Source organism: Nocardia carnea, from assembly GCF_029868855.1.
Classification (GTDB): domain Bacteria; phylum Actinomycetota; class Actinomycetes; order Mycobacteriales; family Mycobacteriaceae; genus Nocardia; species Nocardia carnea_A.
Genome location: NZ_JARWOV010000291.1, coordinates 22,668 through 42,461, shown reverse-complemented (window position 1 = coordinate 42,461; position 19,794 = coordinate 22,668). Strand labels below are relative to the sequence as shown.

14 protein-coding genes are annotated in these 19,794 nt (G+C 69.4%); 7 read left to right on the top strand and 7 right to left on the bottom strand.

The annotated features are described in order from the left end of the window. Positions 1-309 precede the first annotated feature (309 nt). Positions 310-1,080 (top strand): ABC transporter ATP-binding protein, encoded by a 771-nt coding sequence (locus tag QH195_RS30285; protein WP_280421939.1) that lies wholly within the window; start codon positions 310-312, stop codon positions 1,078-1,080. A gap of 88 nt (positions 1,081-1,168) precedes the next feature. Then, positions 1,169-3,682: an ABC transporter permease gene (locus QH195_RS30280; RefSeq protein ID WP_280437890.1), complete on the top strand. Its 2,514-nt coding sequence runs from the start codon at positions 1,169-1,171 to the stop codon at positions 3,680-3,682. A gap of 127 nt (positions 3,683-3,809) precedes the next feature. Here the strand turns inward: QH195_RS30280 and QH195_RS30275 are convergent, their stop codons facing one another. The 4 genes from QH195_RS30275 to QH195_RS30260 all read right to left on the bottom strand — a co-directional run bounded on the left by QH195_RS30275 (position 3,810) and on the right by QH195_RS30260 (position 11,381). After that, the gene (locus QH195_RS30275) at positions 3,810-4,988 is read right to left on the bottom strand and encodes a VWA domain-containing protein (RefSeq protein ID WP_280437888.1); all 1,179 of its coding nucleotides are present in this window, start codon (positions 4,986-4,988) and stop codon (positions 3,810-3,812) included. After that, positions 4,985-7,330 carry a DUF5682 family protein gene (locus QH195_RS30270; protein ID WP_280437887.1) on the bottom strand — a complete coding sequence of 782 codons (2,346 nt, stop codon included), beginning with the start codon at positions 7,328-7,330 and terminating at the stop codon, positions 4,985-4,987. Before QH195_RS30270 ends, QH195_RS30275 begins: the two co-directional genes overlap by 4 nt. Positions 7,331-7,404: 74 nt before the next feature. Continuing rightward, positions 7,405-8,511 carry an ATP-binding protein gene (locus tag QH195_RS30265; RefSeq protein ID WP_280424340.1) on the bottom strand — a complete coding sequence of 369 codons (1,107 nt, stop codon included), beginning with the start codon at positions 8,509-8,511 and terminating at the stop codon, positions 7,405-7,407. Further along, complete coding sequence (locus tag QH195_RS30260; RefSeq protein ID WP_280437886.1) at positions 8,508-11,381, bottom strand: DUF5691 domain-containing protein; 2,874 nt, start codon at positions 11,379-11,381, stop codon at positions 8,508-8,510. The genes QH195_RS30265 and QH195_RS30260 overlap by 4 nt, the downstream gene beginning before the upstream one ends. Before the next feature lie 668 nt (positions 11,382-12,049). On the opposite strand from QH195_RS30260, the gene QH195_RS30255 reads away from it, so the two are divergent. The 4 genes from QH195_RS30255 (at position 12,050) to QH195_RS30240 (ending at position 15,725) form a co-directional block, all read left to right on the top strand. Beyond that, on the top strand, positions 12,050-14,428 hold the full coding sequence (locus QH195_RS30255; protein ID WP_432278405.1) for an AAA family ATPase: 2,379 nt from the start codon (positions 12,050-12,052) through the stop codon (positions 14,426-14,428). 137 nt (positions 14,429-14,565) lie between these two features. After that, on the top strand, positions 14,566-14,922 hold the full coding sequence (locus QH195_RS30250; protein ID WP_280437884.1) for a hypothetical protein: 357 nt from the start codon (positions 14,566-14,568) through the stop codon (positions 14,920-14,922). A gap of 49 nt (positions 14,923-14,971) precedes the next feature. Continuing rightward, on the top strand, positions 14,972-15,367 hold the full coding sequence (locus tag QH195_RS30245) for a YchJ family protein (protein WP_280437883.1): 396 nt from the start codon (positions 14,972-14,974) through the stop codon (positions 15,365-15,367). A 55-nt stretch (positions 15,368-15,422) separates the two neighbouring features. Further along, positions 15,423-15,725 carry a SelT/SelW/SelH family protein gene (locus QH195_RS30240; RefSeq protein ID WP_280437889.1) on the top strand — a complete coding sequence of 101 codons (303 nt, stop codon included), beginning with the start codon at positions 15,423-15,425 and terminating at the stop codon, positions 15,723-15,725. A gap of 88 nt (positions 15,726-15,813) precedes the next feature. On the opposite strand, the gene QH195_RS30235 is transcribed toward QH195_RS30240, so the two are convergent. After that, positions 15,814-16,035 carry an FmdB family zinc ribbon protein gene (locus QH195_RS30235; RefSeq protein WP_280424346.1) on the bottom strand — a complete coding sequence of 74 codons (222 nt, stop codon included), beginning with the start codon at positions 16,033-16,035 and terminating at the stop codon, positions 15,814-15,816. 115 nt (positions 16,036-16,150) lie between these two features. On the opposite strand from QH195_RS30235, the gene QH195_RS30230 reads away from it, so the two are divergent. After that, positions 16,151-17,719, top strand: a complete 1,569-nt coding sequence (locus tag QH195_RS30230) for a carboxylesterase/lipase family protein (protein WP_280437882.1) — start codon at positions 16,151-16,153, stop codon at positions 17,717-17,719. A gap of 32 nt (positions 17,720-17,751) precedes the next feature. On the opposite strand, the gene QH195_RS30225 is transcribed toward QH195_RS30230, so the two are convergent. Together QH195_RS30225 and QH195_RS30220 are read right to left on the bottom strand one after the other, a co-directional pair. Further along, positions 17,752-18,825, bottom strand: coding sequence for an NDP-sugar synthase (locus QH195_RS30225; protein WP_280424348.1), 1,074 nt, complete (start codon positions 18,823-18,825; stop codon positions 17,752-17,754). Positions 18,826-18,877: 52 nt separating this feature from the next. Then, positions 18,878-19,789, bottom strand: coding sequence for a glycosyltransferase family 2 protein (locus QH195_RS30220; RefSeq protein WP_280437881.1), 912 nt, complete (start codon positions 19,787-19,789; stop codon positions 18,878-18,880). Positions 19,790-19,794 lie beyond the last annotated feature (5 nt).

Genomic DNA, 19,794 nt, shown 5'->3' with positions numbered 1-19,794 from the left:
AAACCCCGGGGGGGGGCTCTTTACCTTTATCACCCCCCCCCCCCGCCCCCCCCCCCCCCGTTTTTTGTTCCGGGGTTGCCGGCGCCCCAACTTTCTCTGTGTGGTCCGCCCCCCCCCCCGGGGGCCCCCCCGCTGGGCACGGTTCGGATAGACGTCGGCCTACCAGCACAGGGCGGCACAGGTGCCTCGCAGCCCGGCCACTCGAAGCTGCCGGATGATCGGCCCCGCTACCAGAGGACGACGGTGCGGGGACCGGGGTCAGGGGCATCCCGGATGGCGCGGCAGCGCGCGGCCCGACAGACTGGACCCATGACTGCTCATGCTGTCGATACGGACTCGGCCGGTCCCGGGTCCGCTGTCGCCGCCGGTGCCATCGAACTCACCAAGGTGTACGGGTCCGGGGATACCCGGGTCACGGCCCTGGACGCGGTATCGGTCGATCTCACCCGCGGGGAATTCACCGCAATCATGGGGCCGTCGGGCTCGGGTAAATCCACCCTGATGCACTGTCTGGCCGGCTTGGACGCGGCGAGTTCGGGACAGGTGCGGATCGGCGATACCGAACTCACCGACCTCTCCGACAAGGAGATGACGGCGCTGCGGCGGGACCGGATCGGTTTCGTCTTCCAGGCGTTCAACCTGGTCCCGACGCTGACCGCGCTGGAAAACATCACCCTGCCGCTCGATATCGCCGGTCGCCGCCCCGAAGCCGAGTGGCTGGCCACCGTGCTGAAGCGACTGGGTCTGGAGGACCGGCTCGGCCACCGGCCCAGCGAATTGTCCGGTGGGCAGCAGCAGCGGGTCGCGTGTGCCCGGGCACTGGCCGGTAAACCGGAGATCATCTTCGGGGACGAGCCGACCGGCAACCTGGACTCGCGGTCCTCCGGTGAGGTGCTGTCGATTCTGCGGGCCGCGGTGGACGAATTCGGCCAGACGGTCGTCATCGTCACGCACGAACCCGCCGCCGCCGCGTACGCGGACCGGGTGATCTTCCTGGCCGACGGCCGGATCGTCGACGAGATGCGCGACCCTACCGCCGAGACCGTGCTGGACCGGATGAAGGCACTGGAGGTCCGGTGAACGACCAGCGCGTAACCATTCGCCGGGCCGACCGGGGTGCGGGACGCCCCCGCAAGACAGTGGAGACCCGATAGTGGCCGCACATCCGATGCGCACCGTCGCCCTGCGCAATCTCGCCGCGCACAAGGTCCGGTTGGCGCTCACCCTGCTGTCCGTGGTGCTCGGGACCGCGTTCATCGCGGGATCCTTCGTCTTCACCGATACGCTGCAGCGCACTTTCGACGGAATCTTCGCAGGCGAGGCCGCCGGGGTCGATGTCCGGCTGAGTCCCGAGGAACGGCAGTCCCCGGGTATCCCGCAGGACGTGGCCGACGATGTGGCCGCCATGGACGGGGTCCGGACCGTGGCACCCGGTATCGAGGGGTCGGTGGTGCTGCTCGACCCGGCCGGAAAGAAAGCCGTGCAGACCGGCGGGGCACCGAGCTTCGGGCTGGCCTATCTGCCACCCGAGCGATCGGTCGCCCAACCGGACCCGTTCGTCGCGGGCGCGCCGCCGGCCGAACCGGGGCAGATCGCACTCAACACCGGTGCCGCCGAACGCGCCGGGCTCGCGGTGGGGGATCGCACCAAGGTTCTGGTGCCCTCGCACGGCGGCCCGATCGATGTGACCGTCGCCGGACTGTACGCTCCGGCCACCGATACCGGCGGTTTCATCGGTGTGCAGTTCACCGAGGCCCAGGCCAGGGAACTGTTCACGGACGGTACGCACGTCGCCTACCTCGATATCGCGGCCGAGGGTATCCCCGGCGATACGCTGCGCGACCGGCTGTCCATGCTCTACCCGGACTACAAGGCGCAGAACGGCGATCAGGTCCGCGCGGAGATGAAGGCCGAGATCTCCGAGGCACTGAACTTCCTGAACTACTTCCTGCTCGCGTTCGGCGCGATCGCGCTGATCGTCGGCACCTTCATCATCTACAACACCTTCTCCATGCTGGTGGCGCAGCGTCTGCGGGAACTGGCACTGCTGCGGGCCGTGGGCGCCGGCCGCGGGCAGGTGGGCCGCTCGGTGGTCGCCGAGGCATTGATCGTCGGTGTCATCGGCAGCCTGCTCGGGCTGCTCGCGGGAATCGCGCTGGCCTACGGGCTGGCCGCGGTGCTGAACGCCTTCGATCTCGGCCTGCCGACCGGAACCATGGCCGTCCTGCCGCGCACGGTACTGGTGGCGTTCGCGGTCGGGCTGCTGGTGACCGTGGTGAGCGCATACGCGCCGGCCCGGCGGGCCTCCCGGATTCCGCCGGTGCAGGCGATGCGGGAGGAGTTCGCTTCTGCCGGGGACTCGCTGCGGGGCCGCACGGTCGCGGGCGTGGTGCTGGCGGTCGCGGGCGTGGTGCTGGTGGTGCTCGGTTCACGGAACACCGGCGGCGGAGCGGCGGCGGTCGTCGGGGTGGGCGCGCTGGGACTGATCCTCGCGGTGCTGTTCGCCGCCCCGGCACTATCGCGACCCGTGCTGGCCGGCCTCGGCTGGCTGATCCGGCCGTTCGGCCCGATCGGCCAGATGGCGCGCAACAACGCGATCCGCAATCCGCGGCGCACCGCGGCCACCGCATTCGCGCTGACCCTCGGACTGATGCTGGTCACCGCGATCGGGATGCTCGGCGAATCGGCGAAGGTCAGCATCTCCCGGCTCGTCGATCAGGGCGTGGAAGCCGACTATGTCCTCGCCGGACCGCCGATGATGGGGGTGCCGACCGGTGCGAGCGATGCGGTCCGGGAGAAGGTACCCGCGGCCGCCGATGTCGTCGGCTTGCGCGGAGTAGCGCTGAAGATCGGTGACGACGACGAATTCGGTACCTCGCCGGACGGCCCGCTCGAACAGGTCGTGAATATCGAAATGCTCAGCGGTACACCGTCGCTGGGTGATTCGGAAATTCTGCTCGGCGAGGACGAGGCGACCGAGCACGGGGTCGGTGCCGGTGAACAGCTGGTGATCAGCACCCTGGGTGGTGCCGAGATCCCGCTGACGGTGGCCGGTGTCTACGCGGATTCGCAGGTACTGGGGCCGCTGATCGTGCCGTCCGCGGTCTACGAGAAGGCGATGCCGGTATCCATGCGGACCGAGGCCGCGGTGCTGATCAAGGCGGCACCCGGTGCCGATCTGGCGGCGATGCGAACCGACCTGGAGCGGGCCACCGAGGAATTCGTGATCGTGCAGGTGCAGGACCGCGAGGAGTTCAAGGGCGAGAACGCGAAGCAGATCAACAGTATGCTGGCGATTCTGTACGGCCTGCTGGCCCTGGCGGTGGTGATCGCGGTGCTCGGGATCGTCAATACGCTCGCGCTGTCGGTGGTGGAACGACGACGCGAAATCGGTATGTTGCGCGCGGTCGGTACCCAGCGGTCGCAGGTGCGGCGCACCATCTATCTGGAATCCATGCTCATCGCGGTCTTCGGTGCGCTGGTCGGTGCGGTACTGGGACTGGGTCTCGGCGTCGGATTCCTGCGTACTCTGCGGGATCTCGGCCTGGACCAGATCGCCGTTCCATGGGATCAGCTGGTGTACATGCTGATCGGTTCCGCGGTGGTGGGTGTGCTGGCCGCGCTCTGGCCCGCGGTACGTGCCGCACGCACGCCACCGCTGGCCGCCATCGCCGATATCTGAACCGCTGGCGGGCCGCATCCAGCATCCCGGGTTCGGGGCCGTTCGGCCTCGAACCCGGGATGGCGACCGCCGCCTCGGCGGACTGCCGAGTGACCGGGGCATGCCATGACCGGGGAACCGGACCGTGTTATTGCGTGTCGGTGCCCCAATTCCGGAGGTCGCCGCGGTTGAGGGCGTCGGCCAATAGGTCAGGGAAACGGTCCGGGGTGCAGGCGAAGGCGGGAACGCCGAGTGCGGCCAGAGCGGCGGCGTTCTCGCGATCGTAGGACGGCGCGCCGTCGTCGGAGAGCGCCAGCAGCACCACCACCTGGACACCGGATTCCTTCATCGCGTTGATCCGGCGCAGCATCTCTGCCCGGACGCCGCCCTCGTAGAGATCGGAGATCAGGAAGAACAGGCTGTCGGCGGGGCGCGTGATGAGCGATTGGCAGTAGGCGATGGCGCGATTGATGTAGGTACCGCCGCCGAGTTGGGTGCCGAACAGTACATCGACCGGGTCGCTGAGCTTATCGGTGAGATCGACGACCTCCGTATCGAAGACCACGAGCGAAGTGCGCAGCGACCGCATGGAAGCCAGGACCGCGCCGAACACCGAGGAATACACGACACTGGAGGCCATCGACCCGGATTGATCGATGGCCAGGATCACGTCCCGGTGCACCGCCTGTGACCGCCGACCGTATCCGACGAGATGTTCGGCGATGATGGTGCGCTGTTCGGGAAGATAGTTGGCCAGGTTCTTGCGGATGGTGCGATCGAAATCGATATCGCGGGGTTTGGGCCGGGTGGTGCGCGTGGCCCGGTTGAGCGCGCCGCTCACCGCGGCGACGGTGCGCGCGGCGATCCGCTCCTCGATTTCCTTCACTACCTTGCCGACCACCATCCGGGCGGTCGATTTGGTGGTCTCCGGGATCACCCGGTTCAGGCCGAGCAGCGTGCCGACCAGATGAACGTCCGGTTCGACCGCCTCCATGAGTTCGGGTTCGAGCAACAACTGGGTGAGGCCGAGCCGTTCCACCGCATCGCGCTGCATCACCTCGACCACGGTCGACGGAAAATAGGTGCGGATATCGCCGAGCCAGCGGGCCACCCGGGGTGCCGACCCGCCGAGGCCACCGGACCGGTCACCGCCCGACCGGCCGCTCCCGCGATCCGAGTCGTACACAGCTCCCAGCGCCTTGTCGACGGCCGCATCGTCTGCTCCGGCGAGCTCGCCGAGCGCGGGATCGGCGGCGGAACCGAGGACGAGCCGCCACCGGCGCAGCCTTTCCTGATCCGGGACAGGGTGCGATGCGGTGCTGTTCATGCCGGTACCCCCAAAATATCTGCCACAGTGCGTAATACGAGTGCGCCGCGCTCGGTATCGATCTCGGCGGGCGCGGCCTGGGTACCCGGGCGGGGGTTACGGACGGCCGTACCGATGGCCCGGCGTTCTCCCGGCTCGAAGGCACCGAACGTACGGCGTAGCAGTGGTACCACTTCCATGAACTGGTCGGCGGTGAGTCCGGCGAGCCAGTCGTCGACCAGACGCAGCAGGACTCGGTCGTGAACCAGCACCAGCCCCCGGCCGCCGACGAAACCGTCGATCCACGCCGCCTTCGCGGACGCGGTATTGCCGATCGACAGTGCCGCGGCCAGCCTGCGGGCGGCCTCGTCCGTTTCGAACCGGCCGGCGTCGCAGAGCAGCCGGACCACCCGGCCGGTCAGCAACCCGTGGATATCCGGCCGGTCCGCCAGCCGCGTCAGTGCCGCCAGCCATCGTTCGGTGGATTCGGTGTCGTCGCGGGTGTGTATCGCGGTGTTCACCGCATCGAGCTGTGCGCGCAGGGTGGCGGCGGTATCGTCGCCGAGACCGGTGACCGCCGCCGGGAGTCCGGCGCAGATCCGTATCAGCATGCTGTCGGCCACCCGGGCCAGTGCCGAGGTATCGGTACCGCGCACATCGCCGTAGCGCAGGGTGCGCAGCACCCCCGGTAGCGCGGTGAGCAGATGGGTGATGTCGTGGTCGATCGCGGCCGCGGAACCGAGCCGGCGGATCAGGCCGTCGAGGGCACCCGGTAGCTCGGCCAGCAGCGCGAATTCCAGGGCGTCGGTCAGTTCGGCCACACCGCTGCCGGCCCGGCCCGCGGTATCGAGGATCTTCGCCTCGGCGGCCGCCCGCACGGTGGTACCCCAGCGGGCTGCTTCGATCACCCGCACCGCGAATTCCTGTTCCCAGCGCAGTTCCCAGGTCTCCCGGAACGTCCCGGTCGAACCGATCGTGCCGGTCGCGGGAACACCCCAGTGCACACCGAGTAGCCGCAGCCGATGCAGTAACCGTGATTTGGCGGTATCGCGGTCCTTGCGCAGATCCAGGTCCAGGGTGCGGGACAGAGCTTCCTGCTTCAGTCGCAGCGAGCGGGCCTGTGCCCGTAGATCGGCCTCCAACGGCACCGTGGGTGTATCGGCCGGGACCGCGCCGAGCGCCTCACCTACCACCAGTTCGGCACCGACCAGTCGCAACACCGTATCGTCGCCCTCGCACAGGACCGCCCGCGTTGCCTCGGTGACCTCGGACAATCCGGCCAATGGCCGGGAACGCAGGGTGGCAAGGGTTTCCGCCAGCCGGACGGCCTCGATGACATGCGCACTGGACACCGGCAGATCGTGACTGCGCAGCAGACGCGCGACCCTGGTGAGCCAGGAGGCGATCGGGTGTTCGGTCGCGGTGAACAGATGGTGGTACCAACCGGGGGAGGTGACACCCGCGCCGTAGCCGGAAGCCGCAGCGAGGCGGGAATGCGTCCACGGGACCCAGGTCAGCCTCGCCTTGACCTTCGGCAGGCCTTTCAGCAGACGCTGATCCGCGTTCACCGGCCCGAGCGGATCGCACAGCGCGGGCGCATGCCACGCGCCGCAGACGACAGCTATCCGGCGGGCACCGTCCTTGCGGGCCTGCCGCAGCACCTGCCGCATATACGCCTCGCGGACAAGTGTGTGCCGGTCGAGGACCAGCGGTTCCGGGCTTGCTCCGCCTCCGGGAGCGTGACTGCTGGAAGCTGTCGAGTCGTCACCCTGGGCGGAGCCGCCGAGCATGTGATCTTCGGAGAACGGTTCGCTGAGCGCGGTTTCGCGCAGGGCTGCCATGGCATCGGCGACGGCGGGGAAGATTCCGGCGTCTGTGCTGGACTCGACCACCGCGTCCCACCAGCGTTCCGCGTCGTCGTAGCCGCCCGCGGCGGCGAGTTCGGCGAGGGCGTCACGGCCGCCACCGTTGTCTTCGACGGCCAGTGCCATCGCCGCGGGCAGGTCGCAGAATCGCACCGGGATACCGTTTCCGACGGCGTATCGCAGCGCCTGCCACTCCGGGGAGAACACCGCGTACGGCCAGAACGCCGCGCGCGCCGGTTCGTCGGCGACGTAACCCAAGAGCGCTACGGGCGGTTCCATGGTCTCGGCGGCTATATGGGCGACCAGCGGGTCCGCGTCGGCCGGACCTTCGATCAGGACCATATCCGGCCGGAATTCCTCGAGCGCCGAGCGCAGCGAACGAGCCGAACCAGGCCCGTGGTGCCGTATTCCATAGACCCGGGTCTCGCCGGGCTCGCTCGTGCTGTGGTCGGTATGGTTACGCTGCGCTACTACCGTCTCCGGGCCTGATTCGCTCATGCTGTGTCTGTCGCGGATGGGCGAGGGCCCTGCGTGGTTACGCTGCGCTACTACCGTCTCCGGGCTTGACTCGCTCATCCGGTGATCTCCCGGCAGGCGCGATAGAAATCGGACCATTCGTCGCGTTCGCGGATCACGGCCTCGAGGTATTCCGTCCATACCACCGAATCGGCCACCGGATCCTTGATCACCGATCCGATCACGGCGCCCGCGATATCGGCCGCCCGTAGGACACCGTCACCGAAATGCGCCGCCAGCGCCATCCCGTTGGTGATCACCGAGATGGCCTCGGCGGTCGACAGTGTGCCCGACGGTGATTTGAGTTTGGTGCGGCCGTCGGCCGTGATACCCGCGCGCAACTCCCGGAAGATCCGCACCACCCGGCGCACCTCCTCGGCGGCTGCCGGCACCTCGGGCAGCTCCAGCGCCGATCCCAGTTGCGCGACTCGGCGAGTGACGATATCGATCTCTTCGCCCTCGCTGCCGGGAAGCGGCAGGACCACGGTATTGAACCGGCGGCGCAAGGCCGAGGACAGTTCGTTCACGCCGCGGTCGCGGTCGTTGGCGGTGGCGATGAGGTTGAATCCCTTGGCGGCCTGGACCTCTGTCCCGAGTTCGGGGATCGGCAGGGTTTTCTCGGACAGGATGGTGATCAACGCGTCCTGCACATCGGAAGGGATCCGGGTCAATTCCTCGAGCCGCGCGATGGCTCCCGTACGCATGGCGGTGAGCACCGGCGAGGCCACCAGAGCGGCGTCGCTGGGACCCTCGGCGAGCAGCCGGGCGTAGTTCCAGCCGTACCGGACGGCTTCCTCGGCGGTGCCCGAGGTGCCCTGGACCAGCAGGGTGGACGACCCGCTCACGGCCGCCGAAAGATGTTCGGAAACCCACGTCTTCGCGGTACCGGGAACGCCGAGCAGCAGGAGCGCTCGGTCGGTGGCGAGGGTGGCCACCGCGACCTCCATGAGCCGGCGCGGGCCGACGTACTTGGGGCTGATCACCGTACCGTCGTCCAGGGTGCCGCCGAGCAGGTAGGTCACCACGGCCCACGGCGACAGTTTCCACGACGGCGGGCGGGGCCGGTCGTCGGCGGCGGCGAGTGCGTTCAATTCGCCGGCGAATGCCTGTTCCGCGTGCGGACGCAGCAGCGGTGCGGACGGGGCGGTTTCGGTGGTGGTCACGTCAGCTCCTCGAGCATTACGGATCGTTGGTGGAGTTCGTGGGCGAGCAGATCGAGCGCCGTCGCCCAATCGCTGTCGGCGCAGCGGCTCGCCACCGCCTCGGCTGCTTTTCCGCAGTCGGGCGGCATATGGCGGGCGGCGGTGTGCAGCAGTGAACGGTGGGCGGCCGGAAGAGTCCCCGGTGCGCCCGGGCGACGTTCCGCGGTCCGGGCCCGCTCGGCGAAGAGATGCAGCAGGTGCCGGCCGACTTCCGGCGGCCACGGCCGGGCCACGGCAGGTAACAGCGATTCGATTTCGGACAGCCACGAGGCATCCAGCCGGACCAGGTGGCGCGCCTGGTCGGCCGCCGGGATGAGGGCGAACAACTCCCGGCGGCGCAGAATCGCCGCGTTCGAGGGCGTTCCCGCGGCGAACAGGGCGGCAGCCCAAACGGGATCACGCTGGATGAGCGTCGCGTCCATCCAGCCGTCGAAAAGCGGCTGGCGGAACCGGTCGTCGATGCGCGTCGCCACAGCCCGGTCCGGGGGTCCCAGTGTCGCGGCCCACCGGTGGAGCGGGAGGTTGGCCACGAGTCTGCGCAGCCGGGCCGCACTCAGGTCGGGCCGGCCGTTCCAGCGGTAGCCGAATTCCGCAGTGTTGTCGGTGAAACCGTCGCGGACACTGTCCTCGTCCAGGGTTTCCGGAATGTCCACCATCAGCTCGGCGGTCTGCTGCGGCCCATCGGTCGCGTATTTCAGCCATGCTGTGGCCCGTGCGGACATCCGGGCGGCGAAGGCCGAATCGGGTAACCGGGCGAGCAAGCCGGCGGCCGTGCGCCGCACATCGCCGCGGCGGTCGCGCAGGGCACGTTCGAGCAGGGCCTCGTCCGCGGGACCCAGGCCGTCGGACAGAACAGCCAGCAGTTCGGCCTTCGGCGCGCCGGATTCGCGTGGCCAGGCCGCCTCGAGGGTGTCGCGCGCGGCGGCGGGGTCGCGGTGGCGGAGTGTGGCCAGCCACTGGAGCCGTTCCGGTGGCAGCCCCAGCCGCCAGGTTTCGTCGCTCGGCTCCGGTTGCGCGGTATCGCGCCGGACCAGAGCGTGCCAGCGCGGAATCCGGCCGGCGAGCCAGCGGCCCCGGGCGCCGGCGAGTCGTAGGGCCGCCTCCCGGAGTTCGCTGTCGCGAGCGGCGAAGTCGAGCAGTTGCCCGGCCAGTCGATCCGGTGCGCGGTAGTCGTGCGGTGCGGCGGCGGAGAACCATTCCGGGAGGTATTCCGGCCGGGTTTCTATCAACAGGGCCAACCGGTCGGCCGCGGCCCGGGGCAGTATCGGCCGGGGATCCTCGGCGGCGGGCGCTGTGGGCAACTCGGCGTGCAAGGGTACGTATCCGCCACGCGACCAGGAGATTTCCAGAGCGGTGGCGGCCAGCAGCCGGCGGGCCGCGTCCGCGTCGGGTAATGCCGCTGCGGCCGCGCCGACAGGGCCGGGAAGCGGCGGGAGCGCGGGGCCGCCCCGGGCCGTGCCGAGCAAGGCGATCGAGGCCGCTTCCGGAGTGGCGGTGAAGGCGGTATGCGCGGAATCGGCAACGGGACCGGCATCGTGGTACTCCCCACCGGCGAGCACCGATACGGCTTCCAGCGCCCGCCCGGTCCAGAGGCCGAAAACGGTGACGGGACGGCCCCCGGACAATGCCAGGAGCGGCCACGCCTCGGCGGGTTCCACGAGAGGTATCGCGGTGCCGTCCGGTTCGGCGAGCACCCAATCGCCGGCCCGCTCGGTCGGGACGACGGTGCGCAGCAGCACCGGCCAGGATTCCAGCCAGGGGTCGGCCGCGGCGGCCTTGGCGAATTCGCCCAACGCGTCGGCGATGCTGCCGGCGCCGGACATGGCCGCGATTGCGCCGGCATCCGGGGTGGGCCCGGACGAAGCGCCCGCACCGGCCCGGCCGGCCAGGGCGCGCAGCGGCGCGGCCCCGGGATAGAAGTGCAGGCCGGATTCCGTTACCAGGCCGACCGGCGGGACCTCTGTGGTGAATGCCGGCGAACCGTGGGAATGGTCGATCAGCACTGCCCAGCGGCCGGTGCGTACCCCGTACAACCAGCTGCGGCGGGTGTGCAGTCCTTCCTCTTCACGGGTGCGCATTCCCAGCGTGACCCACCGGTCGCGCACCTCCGGTTCGGCGAGTACGGACTCCGCCGCCGTCGGATAACCGATATGGGCGCGGACGGTGGCGGCCGACGGCGCCGCGAGCTTATCCAGTTTCGTGTGGGCCGCCAGCAGCAGCCGCAGCCAGGCGAAACGGCCCAGCACCACTTCCGGCCAGTTCGACCGCCCGACGACCGCCGCCGGCAGGCGGCGCAACGCGGCGGCGATACCGGGTGCCTGCGCGTCGATCATGCGCGCGGCCACGGCTTCGAACGCGGCGGGGGAGCGGTCCGTCTGGGCCAGCCCGGTGCGGACCTGGTCGGTGAGCCAGGTTTCGAGTTCGACCGCGCCGGAGACGACTCGCTCGTGCCGTTGCTGTACCGCGGCCGCGCTCGGTACGCGATTCTTCTTCGGTGCGGCGGCCGCCGACATCCGGCGATCGATCCACTCGGCGGCGAAATCGGCCGTTTCGCCGGTTTCGTCCACTGTTCCCGCCGACCACAGCAGCAGTAACGACAATGCATGTTTGCAGGGGAACTTCCGGCTCGGGCAGGTGCACCGGAAGGCGGGGCCGGACAGATCGACAATCGTCTGGTAAGGCGTCCGGCCGCTGCCTGCGCACGATCCCCACAGAGCGGTCCCGCGCCATCCGGTGCCCGACCATTCGCCGTCGAGTTTGCGTGCGGCGGTGAGTGAACTCGTATCCGGCGCGAGCGCTGTCACCTGGTTCTCCGGCCACCGCGGCGTCATCCGGTGAGTCCGTGTCGTTCGATCATCGTGCCCCCGTTTTCTCGGTTCGAAGATTTGTATCGCACCGCACCGACACGAACGTCGTACGCCGGGTCATTGTGGAAGAGGTTGTCGCCGAGAGGTATTCGCGTACGCTTCCGCTTGCGTAATCCGGTGACCTCTGGCATTCTGTCCTGTTCGGCCAGGCCGAGCCACCCCTGCAGGGTGACACCAACGAGCTGCCCGACGGGGTTGGCGAGGGGTGGCCATCGGCCGGAGTCGGATCGGCCGATGACCAGATCCCATCCCCGCGGGCAGGTTCGCCTCCATTTCTCGCGTAGCCGGTTCGGAAAACGCCACCGGCGTACCGTCCCGGACGCGTGGATCCCCTCCGCGCTGCACGAGCGGGCCGTTATCCGGTAGCGTTCGGCACAGCTTTCGATCGTTCGATCACACCTGGGGCCGGGGAGCGCGTGTGGTCCCGAGGGGGTGGAGAAGTCGTGGAATCTGTGGGTGCGAAATCCGAGCGGAGCCCGATCCGGCCGGGGGATCTGATCATCCGGCAACTCGAGGCGGAACCGGATCTGCCGGCCGAGGTCGCCCAGATCGTCCGGGCAGCTCTCGCCGCTGCCGCGACGACCGGTGACCCGGCGCCTCCAGCGGAAGACAGCGCCTTCGATCTCAGCGGTATGTTCCTGCGTGCCATCCGTGTCGAGGGGTTCCGCGGGATCGGTCCCGAAGCGGTGCTGGAATTACCACCCGGGCCCGGACTCACCCTGGTCACCGGTCGTAACGGCAGCGGGAAATCCAGTTTCGCCGAGGCCGCCGAACTGGCACTCACGGGTGCGAATCGGCGCTGGGACGGCCGATCCGCCGCCTGGCGCGAAGGCTGGCGCAATCTGCATCGTCGCGGCCCGGTCCGGATCGAATTGGAGTTGCGTACCGACGGCCCCGAGCCGGCGCTGACGATCGCCCGGGTGTGGTCCGAGGGCGAACCGCTCACCGCGGGCGAATGGGTTCAGCGCCGGACCGGCGCACCCGACACCGTATTCCCCGCCGGCGGGTGGGCGCCGCCGATGGAGTTGTATCGGCCGTTCCTGTCCTACAGCGAACTCGGCGCTTTGGTCGACGGGAAACCCAGCGAGTTGTTCGACGCGCTGCATCAGCTGCTCGGTCTGGACGAACTCATCGCGGCGCACGAACACATCCGTTCCGTGCGTCTGGAAATGGAGAGCGCGGCGCGAACCGCCCGGCGGGAACGGCAGCTGCTACTGGCCGAGCTGCCCGGTATCGCGGACCCGCGGGCCGCGCAGACCGAACGGATTCTGCGCCGGCCCGAACCCGACCTCGCGGCGCTGGAACGTCTGCTGTCCGATACCGCCGTCGGACCGGAGCCGACCGCCCTGCGCGCCGTGCTGGCTCTCGAACTACCCCCTGTTGCCCGGGTCGAGCAGTTGCTCGACCGGCTCCGTGCCGCCCAGAGCGCAGTTGCGGCGGCAACCTCACCCGAATCGGCCACCGATCTGCGGATTCTCGATCTGCTTCGGATCGCGTACGCCCATGTGGCCGAGCCGGAAACCGGCGCGGACCCGGCACACCCGGAATTCGGTGAGGACGCCGGCGGTTCTGCTGCCGGGGCCGAAACAACGAAACCCCAGGCCGGGGGCCGCAACCGCATCGGCGGAGTATCCGATCCGGCGCTCGCGTCCGGCAGTGCATGCCCCTGCCCGGTGTGCGGCCGCGGGAGCCTGGACCGGCGGTGGTTGTCCGAAACGGCCGCTGCCGTCAGCGAACTCGCCGAGCGAACAGCGGACCTGGTAAGCGCTCGTGCCGGACTGAGCGATGTGCTGGCCGAACTGCGTGCTGCGATCGGGCGCGCACCCGCGGAACTCGTCACGGCGGAACCGGCCTACCTCGAAACCGGGGCCCTGGCCGAGATCTGGGCCCAGTGGCGCCGGCTGACCGAATGCCCCGACCCGGATCCGGACGCTCTCGGTGCCGTACTCGAGCGGTTGTACGGTGAACTCGGTTTCCTGCGGCAGCGTGCCGCGAAGGAACTGGACCGCCTCGAGCAGGCCTGGACACCGTTGGTGCCGCGCCTGCGTAGTTGGCTCGAACTCGCCCGGGGCGTGCACGCGCGGGCGGCGGAACTGCACACCGCGCGGGCCGCCGAGGTCTGGTTGAAATCGGCCACCGCCCACGTGCGCGACGAGCGGCTCGCCCCGCTGGCCGGTACCGCTCGGTGGGTGTGGCAGAGCCTGCGGCAGCAGAGCAATGTCGAGCTCGGCGGAATCCGGTTACAGGGCAACGCGAATACCGCCCGCCGGGTCCAGCTCGACGTGACCGTGGACGAGGTGGACGGGGCCGCCCTCGGCGTGATGAGCCAAGGGGAACTGCACGCCCTCGGCCTGGCCCTGTTTCTGCCCCGGGCCACCGTGGCCGCCAGCCCGTTCCGTTTCGTCGTGATCGACGATCCCGTGCAGGCAATGGATCCGGCGAAGGTGGACGGTCTGGCCCGCGTCCTCGCGACCGTGGCATGGGAACGGCAGGTGGTGGTCTTCACCCACGACGACCGGCTCGCCGAGGCAGTGCGCCGGATGCAGATCGACGCCCGGATCCTCGAAGTACAGCGCCGGGAACGTTCGGTGGTCGAGATCCGGTTGTCCAGCGATCCGGTGCACCGCTACCTCGACGACGCCCGCGCCCTGCTGCGTACCCCGCAGCTGCCGCGGGCCATATCCGACGAGCTGGTGGCCAGCTGTTGCCGCTCGGCTCTCGAGGCGGCCAGCCTGGCGCGTGCGAAACGGATCCTGCTCACCGACGGTATGGACCATCGTGAGGTGCAGCGGCGGATCGATACCGCCCAGTCCACCCGGGCCATGGTCACGCTCGCGGTCCTCGGTCCCGGACGGCGGATCGAGGATCTGAACAAGCGGCTGGCCAAAGAAGGAAGATGGGCGGTCGAGGTCGTCCGCGACGCCACCGCCGGCGCGCATATCCCGATCGCGCGGGACCTTTCCGAACTGATCGCCGATACCGAACGCTTCGTGAACTGGCTGGCCGGATGACGAGTGGATCAGAGCCCGCCGGGCGCGCGTCGCGGCGACGGGTCAGGCGGCGGGATCGTCGCGGTGGAAAGCCCGATCCCCAGGGGCGGGTCGGTCCGAGCCGGCGACCTGTCGAACCCCAGGCCCCGCGGCCCACAGTGGCCGAACGGCTGGCGGTGGTCGACCGATTGCTGGACGGTTCGGTACCCGCCGCCGGAGCGGTGTGGTCCCGGGCGACTGCCTGGATTCTGCGTATCGCGCTCGAACAATCGGTGGACGAGCTGTGGGCGCGAACCGAGCCCGACCTCGCGCGCTGTCCGATGCGCGCGCAGCTGCTGGCTCTGCGGGTCATCGCCGACCCGTCCGGCGCGGCGCGGACCGCCGCGCTGTGGACCGCCCTGTCCCATGCCGCGCATCATCACGACGCCGAGCTGGCGCCGGGTGTCTCGGAACTGCGCCGGTGGCGAGAGGAGACCGCGCGAATCGCCGCCGAGCTCGCCGCGGTCCGCCGTTGATCCGCCGGTGGACCCGGCCCGGACCCCGGTCTGCGCGGACGGCGCAGAATTGTCAGGCGTGGACGATTCGAAACCGTGCCCCTGTCGCCGCGGCGAGGTGTTCGCCGAGTGCTGCGGTCCGCTGCTGGCCGGCCGCCCGGCCCCGAGCGCCGAAGCGCTGATGCGTTCCCGGTTCACCGCGTTCGCGCTCGGCGACACCGCCTACCTGCGCCGGTCCTGGTATCCCGGCACCCGGCCGGAGCGGCTGGACCTCGATCCCGATCGGCGCTGGCTGTTCCTGGAGATCCACGCGATTACCGGGGGCGGCCCGTTCGAGCAATCCGGAACGGTGGAATTCACCGCCCATTACCGCGATCCCGGCGGTCGCGGCCGGTTGCACGAGACCAGCCGGTTCACCCGTGTCGACGGAGCGTGGTGCTACGTCGACGGTGATATCGGCGAATGAGCCCGGCCGCGTACTCGCCCGGCTCCTGCGCTCGGCCACCGGTAGTCTGCACGCCATGCCGCGTATCGCCATCGAATACTGCACTCAGTGCCGCTGGCTGCTACGGGCGAGCTGGATGGCGCAGGAATTGCTGACCACCTTCGGCACCGATATCGGCGAGGTCGCGTTGATACCCGGCGAAGGCGGAGTCTTCCGGATCACCGTCGACGGCGCTCAGGTATGGGAGCGCAAAGCCGACGGTGGCTTTCCCGATATCGCGGTACTCAAGCAGCGTGTCCGTGATCGCATCGCTCCGGCGCGCGATCTGGGCCATATCGACCGTGGGCAGGCCGGGACCACGGAGACACCAGGAGGCTGAGCCGGAGGCCCGTCTATCGGCGCGGCCCGGCGGGGACTGCTGAAGACCCCGTTCGCGCTCGGAGCCGGGAGCTCGGTGGGACCCGGGATCAGGCGCAGCAGCCTCCACCACAGCATCCGCCGCCGCCCGCGGGGGCGGGCGCCGAGACCGCCGGCGCAGTGGCCCGGCCGGTCGTCGCGAATGTGGTGAGCAGTTTCACGGTGTCGTCGTGACCATCCGGGCAGACCGCCGGCTCGGACGCCTGTGCCATCGGACGGTTGACCTCGAAGGTATTGCCGCAGCTGCGGCACCGGAATTCGTAACTCGGCATGCCGGAATTCTAGAGATGCCGCGAATCGGTTTTTCCGGCGCAACGCGACAATTCTGGAACCGAGTTGTAACCACTTCGGTCGTACCCTCGAATGCACAGGTAGAGGAGGTCTGTGATGAATGTCCAGTGCTTCGAGGTAACGCCTGGGGTGGACGGGTCCGCGCCGGTCGCCCGGACCGAGTTCGGTGCGGTCCGGGGAACCCGGGAGGACGCGGTATCGGTCTGGCGGGGGATCCCCTATGCCGCCGCGCCCGCGGGTCCGCGCCGGTTCCGGCCGCCGCGGGCACCGGATCCCTGGGACGGGATCCGCGATTGCGTGGCCTTCGGGCAGGTCGCCCCGCAGGATATGGACAACACCGTCCCCATGGACCGATCGCTGTCGATGGGTGAGGACTGTCTGTGGTTGAACGTCTGGGCGCCGGCCGCGACCGCCGACGAGCCGCGGCCGGTCATGGTGTGGTTGCACGGCGGGGCCTACTGCCTGGGTTCGGCCGCGCAGGCTGTCTACGACGGCGCCAACCTGGCCGCGACCGGCGATGTCGTGGTCGTCACGGTGAACTACCGGGTCGGGGCCTTCGGTTTCCTGGACCTGTCCTCGCTGCACGACGAATTCGTGCCGAATCTGGGGTTGCTCGATCAGCTCGCCGCCTTGGAATGGGTCCGCGACAATATCGCCGGTTTCGGCGGCGACCCCGGAAATGTGACCCTGTTCGGTGAATCCTCCGGCGCCGGCTGTGTCACCGCGTTGCTCACCGCGCCCCGGGCCGCGGGCCTGTTCCAGCGCGCCATCGCGCAGAGCCCGCCCGCGACCGCCGTCTACGGCCGGGAACGCGCGGCCGGGGTGGCGCAACGTTTCCTGGAATTGGCGGAACTGCCGAGGTCACGCGCGGCCGAACTGCTCACCTGCCCGATCGAGCGGATTGTGCGGGCGGCCGCGGTGCTGATCGACGAGGTTCCGTTGCAGGCCCCCGGTACGCTCGCCGCGGCTCCGGTGGTGGACGAGGATCTGCTACCGGGTTATCCCACCGACCGGTTCCGTGACGGCCGCTCGCATCGGGTACCGCTCATCATCGGCACCAACAAGGACGAGGCATCGCTGTTCCGGCTGTTCCGTTCGCCGATCATGCCGGTCACCCCGGAAGCGGTGAACACCATGCTCGAGCAGGTCCAAGCCGGTCATCCCGACCTGTCCGCGGAGCGGATCGCGGAGATCACTCGCGTATACCCCGACCTCGCCAAGCCGCGCGGCGCCCTGGCCATGTCCACCGACGCCGCGTTCCGGATGCCCGCCCTGTGGGTGGCCGACGGCCATGCTCAGCATTCCCGGACCTGGATGTACCGCTTCGACCACGCGACCCCCATGCTGCGCGCCGCCCGCGTCGGCGCCGGCCACGCCACGGAGCTGCCCTACATTTTCGGCAACTTCGGCACCTTCGACCACGACCCGACGTTCTGGCTGGGCGGCCGCCGGCAGGCCACCGAGGTCTCGGGCCGGATGATGCGCCGCTGGCTTGCCTTCGCCGCGCACGGGGTGCCCGCCGCGCTCGACGGTTCCAAGCACTGGCCGCCCTATCACCCGGAATCCCGGGAAACGCTGCTCATCGACACCGTAGATCGCGTGGTCCCGGACCCGGAAGGTGAGCTGCTCACCGCCTGGGGTGAACGCGCCGTAGGTTTCGCCTGAGCTGTCGGCGTCCACTCCCTGCCGAAACGCCGCTACACGTCCGTCGAGTACCGAATACCGCCGTCGGGAATCTCCACACCCGGCCACACCCGGGCACCACGCAGCAGTTCACACCGCGCCCCGATACTGGCCCCGTCCCCGATGACCCCGTCGCGGATCAGCGCGCGGGGCCCGATGCGGGCGCCGAATCCGATGATCGAGCGTTCCACCGTGGCGCCCGCTTCCACTTTGGCGCCGTCGAACAGGATGGCGCCGTCGAGGCGGGCACCGGCCCCCACTTCGGCGCCGCGGCCGACCACCGTACCGCCGATCAGCAATGCTCCGGGTGCCACCCCGGCGCCCTCGTGGACGAGCGATTCGCCACGCTGCCCGGGCAGGACCGGCGACGGGGCGATACCGCGCACCAGGTCGGCCGAACCGCGGACGAAATCCTCCGGGGTTCCCATATCGCGCCAGTACGAGGTGTCGACGTGGCCCTGCACCCGGGCGCCCTCGGTGAGCAGCGCCGGGAACACCTCACGCTCGACCGATACCGGGCGCCCGGCCGGGATCTTCTCGATGTATTCGCGCCGGAACACGTAGCAACCGGCGTTGATCTGGTCGGTCGGCGGATCCTGGGTTTTCTCCAGGAACGCGGTGACCCGTCCGTCCGCATCGGTGGGTACACATCCGAACGCCCGGGGGTCGCTCACCCGCACGAGATGCAGGGTGACATCGGCCTGGCTGGTCTCATGGGTCTCCAGAATGGCCCGCAGGTCGGTGCCGCCCAGCACGTCACCGTTGAAGACCATCACGTTGTCGGCGGTGAGCCGGGGCAGCACATTGCGGATACCGCCGCCGGTGCCCAGCGGTTCGGTTTCGGTGACGTATTCGATCTGCAGACCGAGATCGGCCCCGTCACCGAAATGCTCCTCGAAGACCTCCGCCTTGTAGGACGTGCCGAGCACCACATGGGTGAGTCCGGCCGCGGCGATACGGGACAGCAGATGGGTCAGGAACGGCACCCCCGCGGTCGGCAGCATCGGTTTCGGCGCCGACAGGGTCAGCGGCCGCAACCGCGTACCCTTGCCGCCGACCAGGATGACCGCGTCTGCTTGTGATGCCATGGAGCTCCCTTGTTCCATCCGTTCCTCGCGACCCGGGCCGCTGCGGGTCCGGTCAGCCGGCGAGTTCCTGCTGCCGGGCACGCAGTGCGGATCGAACCGCAATGCGGCAGCGGATCGCAAGTCCGGCACGTAACGCCCAGCGCAGCGGCGCTTGCCACCAGTGCGGATGCCGGTCGGCCTGGAACCGGTAGGCGCTGGCGTGGTGGGCGGGCAGCATCTTCTCCGGGTTACGACCGGCGGCGTGCCCTTTGGCGTGGGTGACCTCGGCGTCCGGGACGAAAACGTTGTGCCAGCCGGCCTTGCCCATCCGGTCGCCGAAGTCGACGTCTTCCATGTACATGAAGTAGCGGGAGTCGAAACCGTCGATGGAGTCGAATGCTTCCCGGCGCACCAGCAGGCACGATCCGGACAGCCAGCCGACCGCCCGTTCGGAGATCTCCTCGTTCTCCTGCCGGTAACGGCGGGTCCACGGATTGGTTTTCCAGATGGCGCCCAGGATCGCGTGACCGGCGCCGTCGAGCAGGCCGGGCACCGACCGGGCGGAGGGGTAGACGCTGCCGTCCGGTTCCCGGACCAGCGGGCCGATGGCGCCCGCGCGGGGCCAGCGCCCGGCGGCTTCGAGCATGATGTCGATGGAGTCGTTGCCCCAGCGGATATCGGGGTTGGCGATCAGCACGTATTCGAGGCCGGGGTCCAGTTCGGCGACGGCCCGGTTGATGGCACCGCCGTAACCGATGTTCCCGCCGGTCGATAGGAAACGCACATGGGCGTTGGCCTCGGCGACCAGTTCCGGGACGCCGTCGGTCGAACCGTTGTCGGCCAGGATGACCTGTGGTTTGTCCGCCGTCGCCGTGCTCAGGGTGCTGATGAAATGCTCGAGATGTTCGCCCGGTGAATACGTGACCGTGACCACGGCCAGTCGTGGCCGGTCATGCGGTTGACCCGGGGTATCGGAAGCGCTCACAGCGC

Coding starts and splice junctions, on each gene's coding strand:
- QH195_RS30230 (WP_280437882.1), top strand. CDS start 16,151: ATGAATGTCCAGTGCTTCGAGGTAACGCCTGGGGTGGACGGGTCCGCG.
- QH195_RS30275 (WP_280437888.1), bottom strand. CDS start 4,988: ATGAACAGCACCGCATCGCACCCTGTCCCGGATCAGGAAAGGCTGCGC.
- QH195_RS30285 (WP_280421939.1), top strand. CDS start 310: ATGACTGCTCATGCTGTCGATACGGACTCGGCCGGTCCCGGGTCCGCT.
- QH195_RS30255 (WP_432278405.1), top strand. CDS start 12,050: ATGTTCCTGCGTGCCATCCGTGTCGAGGGGTTCCGCGGGATCGGTCCC.
- QH195_RS30225 (WP_280424348.1), bottom strand. CDS start 18,825: ATGGCATCACAAGCAGACGCGGTCATCCTGGTCGGCGGCAAGGGTACG.
- QH195_RS30270 (WP_280437887.1), bottom strand. CDS start 7,330: ATGAGCGAATCAGGCCCGGAGACGGTAGTAGCGCAGCGTAACCATACC.
- QH195_RS30240 (WP_280437889.1), top strand. CDS start 15,423: ATGCCGCGTATCGCCATCGAATACTGCACTCAGTGCCGCTGGCTGCTA.
- QH195_RS30280 (WP_280437890.1), top strand. CDS start 1,169: ATGCGCACCGTCGCCCTGCGCAATCTCGCCGCGCACAAGGTCCGGTTG.
- QH195_RS30235 (WP_280424346.1), bottom strand. CDS start 16,035: ATGCCGAGTTACGAATTCCGGTGCCGCAGCTGCGGCAATACCTTCGAG.
- QH195_RS30260 (WP_280437886.1), bottom strand. CDS start 11,381: ATGACGCCGCGGTGGCCGGAGAACCAGGTGACAGCGCTCGCGCCGGAT.